The sequence below is a fragment of the Flavobacteriales bacterium genome, from assembly GCA_016715895.1.
Lineage (GTDB): Bacteria > Bacteroidota > Bacteroidia > Flavobacteriales_F > PHOS-HE28 > PHOS-HE28.
The window spans coordinates 1598006-1612681 of sequence record JADJXH010000003.1; the positions used below are offsets into that span (position 1 = coordinate 1598006).

Below are 14676 nucleotides of genomic sequence, written 5' to 3' on the forward strand. Positions count from 1 at the left end.
TCAGCGACCGGGCACGTGCGCGGGGGCCCACCGGATCACCCAGTCGGCGGCGTCCTCCAGGTCGGTGCACACGCGGAAGGGGAAGGTGGGCCGGTTGAAGCGCAGGAAGAACTCGGCCTGCAGGCGGTCGCTGCGGTCGGTGGCCAGGAAGGCGACGGGGCGGCCGCGGAGACGGCTGCACCGGACCAGCAGGGTGCGGGCCTCGGGCGCCACGCGCACCTGCTCGCGCAGCTCCACCACCAGGGGCATGCGTCCGCCGGGGTCCACCGCCTGTGCCAGGCGCAGCAGGTCGCGCATCTCGCGCAGATCCACCCGGGTGCGGGCCTTCAGGCGCACGCGCAGCACACCTTCCTCCCGCCACAGCTCATAAGGGGCCACCTCGAGGGCGATCGACACGTCGCTCACGGCGCCGAATGTATTCGACCAACGGATCCGTGCGACCGATGGGTCCCTTCGCAATATCCCCCGACCGCTGTGGACAGCTCAGGGGGCCAGGACCTCGTGCACGGGGTGGCCGGAGCAGGCATCGGGGAAAGCCGTCCCCAACAGCACGGCCAGGGTGGGTGCGATGTCGGTGATGGAGGTGCGCCGCACGACCTCGCCGGGCCGAATGCCCTGGCCATAGAAGAGGATGGGCACGTGGGTGTCGTAGGTCCATGGGCTTCCGTGCGTGGTGCCCCTTCCGTCGGACCAGTCCTCGCGTTCGAAGTATCCGGGTCGCAGCACGTAGCACACGTCCCCGCTCCGCGCAGGCATGAAGCCCTGCTGGACCATGGCCCGGATGCCGCCTGGATAGGCCGTTCGCACAAGGTCGTCGGAGGTGAGGGCCTCGGCCACGAGCGGTTCGGACAGGAGGGCATCCGCCGCCAGGCGCCGCATCGCTGCGGGATCGACCTTGCGGGCCTTCATCAGGGAGTCGTTCAACCAGACCTGGTCGTTCATCAGGCGGCGCACCCAATCGCCATCGCCATGGCGTTCGGCGATGGCCCGTTCGATCGCGGCCTCCAGGCGCGCGACGGGCACATAGCCGGCGCTGCCCTTCAGGTCCCGCAGGTAGGCGGGCACGTCCACCGCGCCATGATCGGCGGTGAGGAAGACCGTGTAGCGGCCCGCCCCCACACGCTCGTCCAAGGCCTTCAGCAGGCGGGCCAGCTCGCGGTCCAGGCGCAGGTACATGTCCTCGATCTCCAAGGCGCGGGGGCCCATGCGATGGCCGAGCAGGTCGGGCGAACTGTAGCTCACGGCCAGCAGGTCGGGAATGGCGTCACGCCCCAGGCCCTCTCCTTCCAGGGCCGCCAGGGCGGCATCGGTGAGCAGGGTGTTGCCGGCGGGCACGTAGCCGATGAGGCCCGTGTTGGCCCCGTTGGCCGAGAGCGCGGCGAGGTCCTGCGGCAATGTGGCCGAGGCGGCGCCGTTCAGCGGGATCTCGTACGGGTTGTCGTCCGGCAGGGCCTGGTGATAGCGCTCGCGCGGAAGCAGCAGGTCCCAGGTGCTCTTCAGGTATGACGCGGCGAGCCTCCGGCCATTGAACGTCGCGAGCCAGGCCGGCAGGGAATCCGCATACCACCGGCTGGTGACGAAGGCCCCTTCCGCTCCACCGGCGAACCAGTAGGCCGCATCGCCCGTGCGGCCGATGGGCAGGATGGCGCCGCGATCCTTGATCGACAGGCCCAGCGTGATGCTGCGTCCGTCCGTGCGGCGCTCCAGCTCATCGGCGATGGTGGTGCTGAGGAGGTTCAACGGCGAGCGGGCCGCACCCGAGGCCGCACCGACCACGGTGGACGATGGATCCTCCGCGCAATAGCGCACCCGGCCGCTGGCGCGGTCCACCAGGTCATTGCCCGTGATGCCATGGTGGGACGGTGTGGTGCCGGTGTACACACTGGCGTGGCCGGGCCCGGTCACCGTGGGCATGTAGGGGAAGTGTGCGTTCCGCAGGAAAGCCCCTTCACCCACCAGGCGTTTGAAGCCACCCTCACCGAAGTTGTCCCAATAGCGGTAGATGAAGTCGGCGCGCATCTGGTCCACCACGATGCCCACCACCAGCTTGGGTGGGGCCTGCCAGGCGGGTTGCTGCGCGGCAACGGAGGATGCCAGGGCCAGGGCGATGCCGGGTAGGAGGACGCGGATCATGCGGAGCGGGCGATGAGATGGAAGAGGGCGACGCCGGCGATGACGCTGACGGCGATGTTGGCCGCGACCAGCAGATGCTGGCCTTCGCGAAGCAGGAGGAAGTTCTCGTAGCTGAAGGTGCTGAAGGTGCTGAAGCCGCCGCAGAAGCCGGCGGCGAGGAAGGCCTTGAGCGCATCGCGCCCCTCCAGATGCGGGTGCAGGCGCAGCACGAGCCAGGCGAGCAGGGCGGTGGCCAGCAGGTTGGAGGCCAGGGTGGCCCAGGGGAAGGCACTTCGGAGGCCGAGAGCGAGCACCGCACGGCTGACGCCGAAACGGGCCACGCTGCCCAGCCCGCCGCCGAGGAAGACCGCCAGCCAGAGGTTCATACCGAGCTCCGTTGTGCCAAGGCGCGCCACCGCAGCACGCCCCGAAAGATGGCGAAGAAGAGCGCTCCGACCGCCGCGCCGTAGAGCCCGCCCACGAGCACGTCACCCGGGTAGTGCACGCCGAGATAGATGCGGCTGTAGGCCACGAAGGCGGCCCAGCCCAGCAGCGCACCGGTGGCCCACACGGGTCTTCCCTGCAGGGCGCGCGCCACGAAGACCGCGATGGCGAAATGGTTGCTGGCGTGCGACGACACGAAGCCGAAGCGGCCGCCACAGTGGCCGTCCACCACCTGCACAAGCCCCTGCAGGGCGGGTTCATGGCAGGGACGCAGCCGCTGCACCGTGTTCTTGAACAGCACCACGCTGCCGCTGTCGCTGCAGAGGATCATCACGGCGATCACCGGCAGGCACCAAGCGAAGGCGGTCCAGCCGTAGCGGCGCTGCAGCAGCACCAGCAGCAGGGCGTACACCGGGAACCAGGTGGGCATGGCCGAGGCCAGCACCATCACCCCGTCGGCCCAGGGGGCGTGCGCCCCGTTGATCGCCAGGAAGGCCGCGCGGTCCAGTTCGTCGAGGCGCTGGACCATGGTCACACGCTCCACTCGGGGAACTCCGTGCGCTGCGCCACCGGACGGTGCAGGAGCGTCCACAACTTGTCCTTCAGCTCGTCGAGGCCGATGCCGGCCACGCTGCTGATCAGCACACTGTCCACATCGGCGGGCAGCTCGCGGCGAAGCTCCTCCATCATCCCGCTGTCCAGCATGTCGCACTTGGTGACGGCCAGCAGGCGGTCCTTGTCCAGCAGTTCGGGGCTGTACTGTTTCAGTTCGTTCAACAGCACCTGGTAGTCGTGTCGGATGTCGGTGCTGTCGGCGGGGATCATGAACAGCAGCACGCTGTTGCGTTCGATGTGGCGCAGGAAGCGCAGGCCGAGACCGCGGCCTTCGTGCGCCCCTTCGATGATGCCGGGGATGTCGGCCATCACGAAGCTCTTGTGGTCGCGGTAGGGCACGATGCCGAGGTTGGGTGTCAGCGTGGTGAAGGCGTAGTCGGCGATCTTGGGCTTGGCGGCGGTGATGGCGGCCAGCAGGGTGCTCTTGCCGGCGTTGGGGAAGCCCACCAGGCCCACGTCGGCCAGCACCTTCAGCTCCATGGCCACCCACTGGCTGATGCCGGGTTCACCGGGTTGGGCGAAGCGCGGGGTCTGGTTGGTGCTGGTCTTGAAGTGCTGGTTGCCCAGGCCGCCGCGGCCGCCGGACAGCAGCACCACCTCCTCCCCGTCCTTCATCACCTCGGCCATCACCTCCTCCGTATCGCTGTTGCGCACCACGGTGCCCAGGGGCACTTCGATCACCACATCGCGGCCGGCCTTGCCGCTGCACTGGTTGGCGCCGCCGCTCTCGCCGTCGCCGGCGATCACGTGCTTGGTGTAGCGCAGGTGCAGCAGGGTCCACAGCTGGGCGTTGCCGCGCAGGATCACGTGCCCACCGCGGCCGCCGTCGCCGCCATCGGGACCGCCCTTGGGAATGTACTTCTCCCGGCGCAGATGGCGCGAGCCGGCGCCGCCCTTGCCGCTGCGGCACTCAATGCGGATGTGGTCGATGAAGTTCACGGCGGCGCAAAGGTCGGCATTGGCGGAGGAAGGGGGGCGGGGGGGCGACCGGAGAAGCGAACTGACCACGTTGAAGGGTCACGCAAAATCCCGAACTTCAAGGCGCTGAACCGGTCCAGACAGCCCCCCAACGACACATGACCACGCGCCGCAAGAAGACCAAAGCGGAACTGGAGCGCATGCTCGAGAACGGCACGCTCACCACCCACGAGGATAAACTCCAGTACCTCATGAAGGTAAGAGGGTGGAGCCGACGGGACGCCGAGTACCACCTCCAAGGGCCGCCGATCACTGTACGTGACGGGAAAAAGATCCACTACGACTGATACCGGACCTGCTTTCAGGCAGCGAGCAAACCGCGTCGAACAAGGGTATTCCCGGCCACCAGCCAGCTTACCCTGGCAGCACCGTGCTGGAACCCGAACCAACGGCTCAGGATCGGGGTGTGACCGTGCCCATCACCGCTGAGGTCGGGGTTTCGCCCGCATGGACGCACCGGGGATGTTGCGTTCACTGTAACGGTCTGGGTCTGAAGAACACGGGCCCAACATCGCTCCGCAGATCCACGTCCCCTTGTTCATGCCGCCATGGAGCGGATCGGCTCAATTGGATAGCTGCTCTTTCGTTTTACTATTTATTAACATCAGACAGAATTCACTCGACTTTATCGCATCTTAGAAACCTGATACTGCCATATTTCTCGACATGCAACCCATCGCGCACGCCGCCCAAGATGCCACTGGTCGCTGGCGTGAACCGCACGACCTGGAAGCACACATCCAAGGTGTCGCTGAACTGGCAGCGCGTTTTGCCAAAGAATTCAGCGGCCAAGAGATCGCCCGCCACGCCGCCCTGTGGCACGACCTCGGCAAATACCAGCCCCGCTGGCAGCAATTCATCCGCAAGGCCAGCGGCTACCAAGCCGATGCGCACATCGAGGACAAGCCGGGCCACCCGAACCACTCCACGGCTGGCGCGCTGCACGCTTGCGACCGCTACAAGAAGGAAGGAAGAGTGCTGGCCTACTTGATCGCAGGGCACCATGCCGGACTTAGCGATTGGAACACCGAGGATCATAGCCTACAAGCAAGACTTGAATTGGAAGCAAGTCGGGGCGAACTCACCGACAGCCTGAAGGGCGACATACCGGACAGCATATTACTACCGAGCGCACCGCCACCGGACCTGAAGACGATACCCGGCAAAGCGCATGGCTTCGCTCTTTGGCTGCGCATGGTCTTCTCCTGTCTCGTGGATGCCGACTTCCTCGACACGGAAGGCTACATGGACCCGGACAAGGCCAACGGGCGGGGTGGCTGGCCTTCGCTCGGTGAATTGAAAGAGCGCTTCGACGCCTATATGGCCGAAAAGGTGCGCGGTGCGAAGCCATCAACAGTGAACACACTGCGCGCGGGCATCCTTACGCAATGCCGAGCCAAGGCCACGAACGCACCTGGCCTGTTCTCACTCACTGTACCCACCGGCGGTGGCAAGACCCTATCCTCCCTAGCCTTCGCGTTGGACCACGCCAAGGCGCACGGGAAGAGCCGCATCATCTATGTGATACCCTACACGAGCATCATCGAGCAGACCGCCGATGAGTTCCGAAGGGCCTTTGGCGAACTCGGACACGCGGTGATCGAGCACCATAGCAACGCTGATGTGGCCGAGAACAAGGAAACGCCGAGCAGTCGGCTTGCTTGCGAGAATTGGGATGCGCCCATCGTGGTTACCACGAATGTGCAATTCTTCGAGTCGCTCTTTGCTGCCAAGACCAGCCGGTGCCGCAAGCTGCACAACATCGTGAACAGCGTGGTGGTCATCGACGAGGCGCAGATGCTGCACCCCGAGTTCCTGCAACCCACGCTGGATGTCCTCGACCTGCTCACCAAGTACTACGGTGTCAGCGTGGTGCTCAGCACGGCAACACAACCGGCGCTCGCTACTGTCACCGAATACACCGACCCGCAGAAACACATCCGCGGGCTGGATGGCGCCAGGGAATTGATGGACGACCCCGATGCGCTCTACCACGTGTTGAAGCGGGTGAATGTCCGCATGCCTGAGCAGATGGATACGCCTACCGCTTGGGAAGACCTTGCCGAGCGGTTGAAGACGCATGAGAGTGTGCTCGCCATCGTGAACATGCGGAAGCATGCGCATGAACTGCATGCCCTGATGCCGGAAGGCACCCTGCACCTATCCGCCCTCATGTGCGGAGCCCATCGCTCGGTGGTCATCGGCGACATCAAGCAACGCATCAAGGACAAGGTACCCACTCGAGTCGTGTCCACCCAACTGGTTGAAGCTGGTGTGGACCTTGACTTTCCAGTGGTTTACCGCGCCATGGCAGGTCTCGATTCCATCGCACAGGCGGCGGGGCGCTGCAATCGCGAAGGCACCCTGGAACGGGGTGAGGTCCATGTGTTCGTGCCACCACAAGCTTCACCACGTGGACTACTGCGCAAAGGCGAGGATGCCTGCCGTTCACTGCTGCACGGCTATGCGGGCGATCCACTGGACCGGGCACTGTTCAGCAAGTACTTCCAGCACCTCTACTACTCATGCGACCTGGACAGGCAACACATCTGCGACCTGCTGAAAGTGGATGGAGCCACGCTGGCCGTGAGTTTCCGAAGCGCAGCGGACAAGTATCGGCTCATCGAGGACGAAGACCGTGTTTCCGTGGTGGTGCTGTACCGGGGAAAAGATGGCACGGATGTTACCGTGGACGACCTGTTGCGCACGCTGAAGAACAAAGGGCCCGAACGCTGGCTGATGCGAAAACTCCAACGCTACACGGTGAACGTCCATCGGCGCGATGCCCTGCGCTTGCTGGGCACCGGTGCCCTCACCGAGATGATACCCGGCCTCTTCGTGCAAACCGCCGATGGCCTTTACCACCCGCACCTCGGCCTACAAACCGATGAAGTGCGCTTGACTCCTGAACACTACCTAGCCTGAACCGCCATGAAGACCTATTGCCTTGAAGTGACCGGCGATTACGCCTGCTTCACCCGCCCCGAAATGAAGGTGGAGCGTGTGAGCTACGATGTGATCACACCCTCCGCCGCACGCGCCGTGTTCGAGTCCATCCTGTGGAAACCCGCCATCCGCTGGCATGTGCGCAAAGTGGAAGTGCTCAAACCTATTCGCTGGATGAGTTTGAGGCGAAACGAAGTGGCCAGCGTGGTAAGCACCCGCAATGTGGAAACAGCCATGAAGACCGGTCGCGGCGACCTTGGCCTCTATATCGAGGACGACCGACAGCAACGCGCCGGACTCTTCCTGCGGGATGTGGCCTATCGGCTTCATGCCGACCTGGAGTTCCTGCGTGACAAGGACAAGGAGGGCAATGCGCGTAAATACGAGGAGATGTTCGAGCGGCGCGCAGCAAAGGGCCAGTGTGTGAACCAGCCCTACCTCGGCTGCCGTGAGTTCGCCGCACACTTCCGACTGGTGGAGAATGCGGCCAAGGAGCCTGCACCCATCGGTATGGACGAAAAGCTCGGTTACATGCTGCACGACCTGGACTTCACGAACCCCAGCGACCCGCAGCCCAAGTTCTTCAAGGCCGAAGTCGTTGGTGGTGTCATGCTCGTTCCCGATTTGAACCACAACACCGTACGCGCATGATCCTGCAAGCACTTAACGATTACTACAAGCGCGCGGAGAATCTCGCCCCCGAAGGATGGGTGCGCCGTGGTGTGGACTATTTGATCGTGCTGGACAAGCAAGGGAATTGCACCAATGTGGAGTGCATCCAAGACCAAGTGAAAGGGAAGGCCATTGCACATCAGATGTTGGTACCTCACATCGGTAAGCAGGCATTGAAGCACACCAACAGCGGCAAGGACGCTAACCTGCTTTGGGACAACGGCAGCTTCGTTCTCGGTGGTGCAGGAAAGGGCCGGACCAAGGTGGAATCATTTGTCGCTACGCTCGATGAGTGGTTCCCTGGCACCCAGGACGAAGGTGTGTCTGCCATACGGTCATTCACTCGGTTGATGCTCGAAAGACCCGGTTCGAGAGATGAACTGTTGACCCGCTTCAACTTGAAGGAACTCTTCGATGAGCGCGATTTTGTCTTTGCGTTCAAACTACATGGGGACGTGGAACCAGTCCACAACCGACGTGCTGTTCGCACTGCTTATGAGCAGAAGCGTACGAATGGCACTAGTGAAAGGCAGGTCATGGGCAACTGCCTCGTGACAGGTGCTGAGAATGTCCCGCTCGCTTTGAACGAAACGGTGATCAAGCCCATTTTAGGTGGCCAGCCAGCTGGAGTGAACATCATCTCATTCAACAAGAGGTCATTCGAATCATACGGTAAAGCTGGGCGCAAAGGAGAGAACGCGCCGGTGAGCAAGGAAGCATCGTTCGGGTACACCACGGCATTGAATGGATTACTGACCTCAGACCATCAGAGGCTACAGATCGCTGATGCTACCACTGTCTTCTGGGCCAGTGAGCAACACGAAATGGAGGACCTCTTTGGGGAGATCATGGTTGACGACCCGGAGCGCGGGACCAAAGCACTACAGGCCATGTTGAATGCAGCGCGGAGCGGAAGGTTCACCATTGGTGAGCCTACGGCAACGTTTCATGTGCTTGGCGTAGCGGCACCGGCCAAGGCTCGCGTCTCTATCCGTTTCTATCAGGAAGCAGAATCGTTGGCACTCGCTAAGCGCTTGCTCCAACATTTCGAGGACTTGCAGGTCACGGAAACGCCTATCCACTACTCAATAAGCCGCTTGCTCCGTTCCATTGCCGTGCGTGGCGAGAAGGAGAACATCCCAGATGGCTTGGCATCAGACCTCGTACGGTGCATAGTCGGGGACTTGCCATACCCCCCAGTTCTACTCTCGGCTGCGGTAATGCGCTGCCGGGCAGAGCAATCGAAACGGGACAAGAAGCGAGGAAGTGAAAATGTGCCCCGTGAACGGGCCGCACTCCTTAAAGCCTGCCTCAACCGAACCATCCGCCTGAACAACCAAACAGCCAACGAACCGCAACCTGAATTCACCGCCATGCTCGACCCGAACAACCCCGACAACGCCTACCGCTTGGGCCGCCTCTTTGCCGCGCTCGAAAAGACACAAGAGGATGCGTTTTGGCCAACGCGACTGAATGCCACCATCCGAGACCGGTACTACGGCGCGGCATCCAGCACGCCGGCCACCGTATTCTCCACGCTGCTGCGAATGAAGAATCATCACATCTCGAAGATGGAAAACAGAGGCACAGCCATCAATCGAGAGAAGCTGATAGGCGAGATCATGGATGGGCTGGACAAGTTCCCCGGCCATCTGCCGCTGCCCGCGCAGGCCCGCTTTGCGCTCGGTTACTACCACCAGCGCCAAGCCCTGTTCCCAAACTCCGACAAATCCAACGAACCTTCAAACAACTGACCCCATGGAACTCAAGAACCGCTACGACTTCGTCCTGCTCTTCGATGTGAAGGACGGCAACCCCAATGGCGACCCGGATGCAGGCAACCTGCCGCGCCTCGACGCCGAATCAGGCCACGGCCTCGTGACCGATGTTTCGCTCAAGCGCAAGGTGCGGAACTACGTCGGCCTTGTGAAAGGCGAACAAACGCCGTACGAGATCTACGTGAAGGAGAAGGCCGTGCTCAACCTCACGCACGAACGCGCTTACGAAGCCATCGGCGTGAAGACTGATGGCGACGACAAGAAGAAACGCAAAGGGGGCGGCGACGAGGTGAACAACGCGCGCAATTGGATGTGCAAGAACTTCTTCGACGTACGCACGTTCGGCGCGGTGATGTCCACAGGCGTGAACTGCGGCCAAGTTCGTGGACCTGTGCAACTCACGTTCGCACGTTCCATTGACCCGGTCGTCGCGCTGGAACATTCCATAACACGGATGGCGGTAGCGACCAAGGAAGAGGCGGAAAAGCAGGAAGGCGACAACCGCACCATGGGTCGCAAACACACCGTACCCTACGGTGTCTATGTAGCGCATGGTTTCGTGTCCTCGTTCCTCGCCAAGCAGACGGGTTTCTCCGAAGAAGACCTCAAGCTGCTCTGGCAGGCGCTCACCAGCATGTTCGAACATGACCGGTCGGCAGCGCGCGGCCAGATGGCCACACGCGGCCTCTACGTCTTCAAGCACGACAGCGACCTGGGCAACGCACCCGCCCATGACCTGTTCAGCCGTATCCATGTGAAGCGCAAGGACGGCGTCGACATCGCTCGCGATTGGAGCGATTACGATGTGACCATCAACGAAGCCAACATGCCCAACGGCGTGAAACTGGAGCGCGTGTACGAATCTGTCGCCATGGAAATGGCTTGATGCAAGCACTCGACCCTATCCCCATCTCCGCCCTGCAACACTGGATGTACTGCCCCCGGCAGTGCGCTTTGATCCATGTGGAGCAGGTGTTCGCGGACAACGTGCATACCGCACGCGGCAACGCCGTGCATGCGCTGGTGGACGAGCCGGGGTACGAGCTGAAGAAGGGTGTGAAAGTCGAGCGGTCGCTTCCCCTGTGGAGCGACCGCATCGGCCTCATCGGCAAGGCTGACCTGGTGGAGTTCTACCCGGATGGCAGCGTGTTCCCGGTGGAGTTCAAGCATGGGCCCAAGCGCAAACACACCCACGACGACATCCAACTAGCGGCACAGGCCATGTGCCTGGAGGAAATGCTGGTCAAGCCCGTACCACAAGGTGCGATCTACCACGCCAGCAGCCGCAGGCGTCGCGATGTGGACATCGATGCCGACCTGCGCAAGCTGGTGGAAGTCACCACCGAGGCCGTTCGCACCTGCATTCAAGAAGGCCGCTTGCCACCGCCTGTGAACGATGATCGCTGCGAGCACTGTTCCTTGAAGGAGATCTGTCAACCCGATGTGCTGGATGACAAGCGGGCCCAAGCGCGCTTGCGCGATACGCTCTTTGATATCGATAGCTGATGCACCATCTGGAGAACACCCTCTACGTGATGACCCCCAATGCCTACGCGCATTTGGAGAACGCCACCGTCCGCATCGACGTGGAGAAGGTGAAGAAGCTGCAAGTGCCCCTGCACCACCTGGCCGGGCTGGTCACCTTCGGCAATGTCATGGTCTCTCCTGCCCTTATGCACAAGTTGGCCGACGAGGGCAAAAGCCTTGTGCTGCTCGACTTCAATGGCCGTTTCAAAGCGCGCTTGGAAGGCGGCATCAGCGGCAACATCCTGCTGCGCAAGGCCCAATACAAAACAGCAGATGACCCGGCCGCCATCTTGGAAATAGCACGCGCCATCATCGCGGGCAAGATCAAGAACAGCCGTACCGTACTGCTGCGCGGGGCTCGGGAAACCGACCATGCGAACGACATCGCCAAGCTCGATGCCGTGGCCCTGAGCCTCGCCCAGACCTTGAGCAACCTGAAACACGCCACCGACGTGGATACCGTGCGCGGCCTCGAAGGCGAAGCGGCCAAGAACTACTTCGGTGTGCTTCCCCTCATCATCAAGCCGCAACACCGCGAAGCCTTTGCGCTCAACGGCCGCACCCGCCGTCCGCCACTGGACCGCACAAATGCTCTGCTCTCCTTCCTCTACGCCATGCTCATGAACGACTGCCGCAGCGCCCTGGAAGCCGTGGGCCTCGATCCACAGCTCGGCTTCTTGCACACGGTCCGCCCAGGCCGTGCTGCCTTGGCCTTGGACCTTCAGGAAGAGTTCCGTTCGGTCATCGTGGACCGTTTCGCGCTAACGCTCATCAACCGTGGCCAAGTGAACGCAGGAGATTTTGAAACGCGGGAAGGTGGGGCGGTCTCGTTGACCGAGAAGGGGCGCAAGACGGTGGTGGTGGCCTGGCAGGAGCGCAAACAGGAAGAGGTGCAACACCCGCTCACCGGCACGAAAACACCGATCGGGCTATTGCCCTTCCTGCAGGCACGCTTCCTGGCCCGGACCATCCGCGGTGAGATGGAAGGCTATATCCCCTACTTATCGAAGTAACATGCTCATCATCGCCACCTACGACGTGTCGACCGAAACCGCAGGTGGCCGGAAGCGCCTCCGCAGAGTGGCCAAGATCTGCGAGCGCATGGGGCAACGGGTCCAGAAGAGCGTATTCGAGTTCGAGGTGGACCAAATGCAGTACGAGCAGTTGGAGCGGGAGTTGCTGGCCGAGATCGACGAGTTGGAGGACAGCCTCAGGTTCTACCGGCTCACCGAGCCGGCGCATCTGCGGGTGAAGCAATTCGGGAATTTCAGGAGCACCGACTTCGAGAAGCCGCTTATCGTATAACTTGAGGCGACGCGCTCTGCGCGAACCTCAAGTGACCGGAAAAAGTCAGGCGATCCGCGCAACGGTGCAAGCCAATGCGAGTGCGGTTTGGGGAACGAACGCTGTGCCCGCTACGTTGATCCGGGTACGGCTGAGCTACTTTCGCGCAAGTACGTCCTGTTCAGCTTGGTGCAAGCCGGCTGAACAAGGCGGCCTATCGCTTGACCTTCGGGTCGGGCGCGGATTGAAACGTCGCGGCCGTGGTCCTGACCGAACAGGCGCGCTATCGCTTGACCTTCGGGTCGGGCGCGGATTGAAAGCTTGCCGCTCGGGAACCGGCTATCGCTTGACCTTCGGGTCGGGCGCGGATTGAAACTTCGCGGCCAGCAGTTCCTCCGTCTCCCGTACCAGCCTATCGCTTGACCTTCGGGTCGGGCGCGGATTGAAACCGCAGACGGGGCACAGCTTGTTCAGCGCCTACACTATCGCTTGACCTTCGGGTCGGGCGCGGATTGAAACTCGGCGTTCCGGTACATCGCCCACAGCACCGCGCTATCGCTTGACCTTCGGGTCGGGCGCGGATTGAAACCAAGGTCAGACAGTAGCTCGCTCACCGCCCTGCCTATCGCTTGACCTTCGGGTCGGGCGCGGATTGAAACTTGCAGAACACGCTCATCATGGCCTCTCGCACCCCTATCGCTTGACCTTCGGGTCGGGCGCGGATTGAAACTGGTACAACTCCCACCCGGTACCGGGCGGCTCAACTATCGCTTGACCTTCGGGTCGGGCGCGGATTGAAACGTGGCCGGCCTGCCGGTGGGCGTGGCGGCATGGTCTATCGCTTGACCTTCGGGTCGGGCGCGGATTGAAACTGCTCGTCTTCGGTACGGTAGAACACCTTCCGGCCTATCGCTTGACCTTCGGGTCGGGCGCGGATTGAAACAGGCCGGTGAAGGCCGCCACCTGCGCATCGGTGCTATCGCTTGACCTTCGGGTCGGGCGCGGATTGAAACACGTAGTACCCCTTGGCCTTGCTTCGCGGCTTGGGCTATCGCTTGACCTTCGGGTCGGGCGCGGATTGAAACTTCGACACCGAGGACGACTACGAGCCCGCGCGCTCTATCGCTTGACCTTCGGGTCGGGCGCGGATTGAAACAGGCCGTGGAACTCTTGGCCAAGTTCGTACAGGTCTATCGCTTGACCTTCGGGTCGGGCGCGGATTGAAACAAGGAAGGCGACCGCTACTGGCGTGCCCTGTGCACCTATCGCTTGACCTTCGGGTCGGGCGCGGATTGAAACATCACCCTGGAGATGAACGAGCGGGCCCTGGGCCTATCGCTTGACCTTCGGGTCGGGCGCGGATTGAAACACCATCGCCTCCATGGCCCTCAACGAAGGCATGCTATCGCTTGACCTTCGGGTCGGGCGCGGATTGAAACTCCTCTCTGGGGTTCGGGTCCGCGCCGCAGATGGGCTATCGCTTGACCTTCGGGTCGGGCGCGGATTGAAACAGGGCGGCGGCGAAGATGAGCTTCGGGTCCGCCACTATCGCTTGACCTTCGGGTCGGGCGCGGATTGAAACGACGAGTGCGGGGTGACGATCCCCACCCAGGACTACTATCGCTTGACCTTCGGGTCGGGCGCGGATTGAAACTTCCTGATGGACACCGGCACGGCCGCCTACACCCCTATCGCTTGACCTTCGGGTCGGGCGCGGATTGAAACTGGAGGTGGACCCCACCGACCACATCGATGTGGCCTATCGCTTGACCTTCGGGTCGGGCGCGGATTGAAACCCTTGCCAGGACATCAGCGCAGCCGGAAAAGGAGCTATCGCTTGACCTTCGGGTCGGGCGCGGATTGAAACGTGGTGGACGACCGCTCTCCGAAGAAGGCCGGCCTCTATCGCTTGACCTTCGGGTCGGGCGCGGATTGAAACATGAGCCTGCAGGGCCGGGACCACCCGGACGGCACTATCGCTTGACCTTCGGGTCGGGCGCGGATTGAAACATTGTCCTCCGTGGCAAGGAAGCCGGTAATGTGCTATCGCTTGACCTTCGGGTCGGGCGCGGATTGAAACGATGCGCCACCACACCAGCTCATCGTGCGGCAGCTATCGCTTGACCTTCGGGTCGGGCGCGGATTGAAACGACCTGCTGGGGGGCTACAACTGCCAGCACATCCCTATCGCTTGACCTTCGGGTCGGGCGCGGATTGAAACAGGATCACCGGGCGGGCCAGGTCGATCGTGAGCACTATCGCTTGACCTTCGGGTCGGGCGCGGATTGAAACAAGCACGTGGAGAGCGCCGCCCTGGAGA

General features: G+C 62.4%; 13 protein-coding genes and 1 CRISPR repeat array (1 of these 14 running past the window's edge). Of the genes, 8 read left to right on the plus strand and 5 right to left on the minus strand.

The annotated features are described in order from the left end of the window. The 5 genes from IPM49_07065 to obgE form a co-directional block, all read right to left on the minus strand. Entirely contained in the window at window positions 1–405 is a 405-nt protein-coding gene (locus IPM49_07065) for a hypothetical protein (protein MBK9274283.1), read from the minus strand. Window positions 406–483: 78 nt separating this feature from the next. Continuing rightward, window positions 484–2133 (minus strand): alkaline phosphatase family protein, encoded by a 1650-nt coding sequence (locus IPM49_07070; GenBank protein MBK9274284.1) that lies wholly within the window; start codon window positions 2131–2133, stop codon window positions 484–486. Then, the gene (locus IPM49_07075) at window positions 2130–2498 is read right to left on the minus strand and encodes a CrcB family protein (GenBank protein MBK9274285.1); all 369 of its coding nucleotides are present in this window, start codon (window positions 2496–2498) and stop codon (window positions 2130–2132) included. Before IPM49_07075 ends, IPM49_07070 begins: the two co-directional genes overlap by 4 nt. Then, entirely contained in the window at window positions 2495–3085 is a 591-nt protein-coding gene (locus tag IPM49_07080; GenBank protein ID MBK9274286.1) for a phosphatase PAP2 family protein, read from the minus strand. The genes IPM49_07075 and IPM49_07080 overlap by 4 nt, the downstream gene beginning before the upstream one ends. A gap of 2 nt (window positions 3086–3087) precedes the next feature. Further along, entirely contained in the window at window positions 3088–4110 is a 1023-nt protein-coding gene (gene obgE, locus IPM49_07085) for a GTPase ObgE (GenBank protein MBK9274287.1), read from the minus strand. Window positions 4111–4247: 137 nt separating this feature from the next. On the opposite strand from obgE, the gene IPM49_07090 reads away from it, so the two are divergent. The 8 genes from IPM49_07090 (at window position 4248) to cas2 (ending at window position 12377) form a co-directional block, all read left to right on the plus strand. Next, window positions 4248–4436 carry a hypothetical protein gene (locus IPM49_07090; GenBank protein MBK9274288.1) on the plus strand — a complete coding sequence of 63 codons (189 nt, stop codon included), beginning with the start codon at window positions 4248–4250 and terminating at the stop codon, window positions 4434–4436. Between the two features lie 379 nt (window positions 4437–4815). After that, window positions 4816–7074, plus strand: coding sequence for a CRISPR-associated helicase Cas3' (gene cas3, locus IPM49_07095; GenBank protein ID MBK9274289.1), 2259 nt, complete (start codon window positions 4816–4818; stop codon window positions 7072–7074). Between the two features lie 6 nt (window positions 7075–7080). Beyond that, window positions 7081–7746 (plus strand): type I-C CRISPR-associated protein Cas5, encoded by a 666-nt coding sequence (cas5c, locus tag IPM49_07100; protein ID MBK9274290.1) that lies wholly within the window; start codon window positions 7081–7083, stop codon window positions 7744–7746. Continuing rightward, a complete protein-coding gene (cas8c, locus tag IPM49_07105; GenBank protein MBK9274291.1) occupies window positions 7743–9521 on the plus strand; it encodes a type I-C CRISPR-associated protein Cas8c/Csd1 in 1779 nt (592 codons plus the stop codon). Before cas5c ends, cas8c begins: the two co-directional genes overlap by 4 nt. Window positions 9522–9525: 4 nt before the next feature. Continuing rightward, window positions 9526–10431 carry a type I-C CRISPR-associated protein Cas7/Csd2 gene (gene cas7c / locus IPM49_07110; GenBank protein MBK9274292.1) on the plus strand — a complete coding sequence of 302 codons (906 nt, stop codon included), beginning with the start codon at window positions 9526–9528 and terminating at the stop codon, window positions 10429–10431. Continuing rightward, window positions 10431–11051: a CRISPR-associated protein Cas4 gene (gene cas4, locus IPM49_07115; GenBank protein ID MBK9274293.1), complete on the plus strand. Its 621-nt coding sequence runs from the start codon at window positions 10431–10433 to the stop codon at window positions 11049–11051. The genes cas7c and cas4 overlap by 1 nt, the downstream gene beginning before the upstream one ends. Beyond that, on the plus strand, window positions 11051–12085 hold the full coding sequence (gene cas1c / locus IPM49_07120) for a type I-C CRISPR-associated endonuclease Cas1 (GenBank protein MBK9274294.1): 1035 nt from the start codon (window positions 11051–11053) through the stop codon (window positions 12083–12085). Before cas4 ends, cas1c begins: the two co-directional genes overlap by 1 nt. A gap of 1 nt (window position 12086) precedes the next feature. Continuing rightward, window positions 12087–12377: a CRISPR-associated endonuclease Cas2 gene (gene cas2, locus IPM49_07125; GenBank protein ID MBK9274295.1), complete on the plus strand. Its 291-nt coding sequence runs from the start codon at window positions 12087–12089 to the stop codon at window positions 12375–12377. 193 nt (window positions 12378–12570) lie between these two features. After that, window positions 12571–14676: a CRISPR direct-repeat array (repeat unit 37 nt; unit sequence CTATCGCTTGACCTTCGGGTCGGGCGCGGATTGAAAC); it runs 1756 nt beyond the window's last position.

Bases quoted from the DNA above. Each gene is read 5' to 3' on its own strand.
- cas3 (MBK9274289.1), top strand. From the start codon at position 4,816: ATGCAACCCATCGCGCACGCCGCCCAAGATGCCACTGGTCGCTGGCGT.
- cas8c (MBK9274291.1), top strand. From the start codon at position 7,743: ATGATCCTGCAAGCACTTAACGATTACTACAAGCGCGCGGAGAATCTC.
- cas2 (MBK9274295.1), top strand. From the start codon at position 12,087: ATGCTCATCATCGCCACCTACGACGTGTCGACCGAAACCGCAGGTGGC.
- IPM49_07080 (MBK9274286.1), bottom strand. From the start codon at position 3,085: ATGGTCCAGCGCCTCGACGAACTGGACCGCGCGGCCTTCCTGGCGATC.
- IPM49_07075 (MBK9274285.1), bottom strand. From the start codon at position 2,498: ATGAACCTCTGGCTGGCGGTCTTCCTCGGCGGCGGGCTGGGCAGCGTG.
- cas5c (MBK9274290.1), top strand. From the start codon at position 7,081: ATGAAGACCTATTGCCTTGAAGTGACCGGCGATTACGCCTGCTTCACC.
- IPM49_07090 (MBK9274288.1), top strand. From the start codon at position 4,248: ATGACCACGCGCCGCAAGAAGACCAAAGCGGAACTGGAGCGCATGCTC.
- cas4 (MBK9274293.1), top strand. From the start codon at position 10,431: ATGCAAGCACTCGACCCTATCCCCATCTCCGCCCTGCAACACTGGATG.
- cas1c (MBK9274294.1), top strand. From the start codon at position 11,051: ATGCACCATCTGGAGAACACCCTCTACGTGATGACCCCCAATGCCTAC.
- cas7c (MBK9274292.1), top strand. From the start codon at position 9,526: ATGGAACTCAAGAACCGCTACGACTTCGTCCTGCTCTTCGATGTGAAG.
- IPM49_07070 (MBK9274284.1), bottom strand. From the start codon at position 2,133: ATGATCCGCGTCCTCCTACCCGGCATCGCCCTGGCCCTGGCATCCTCC.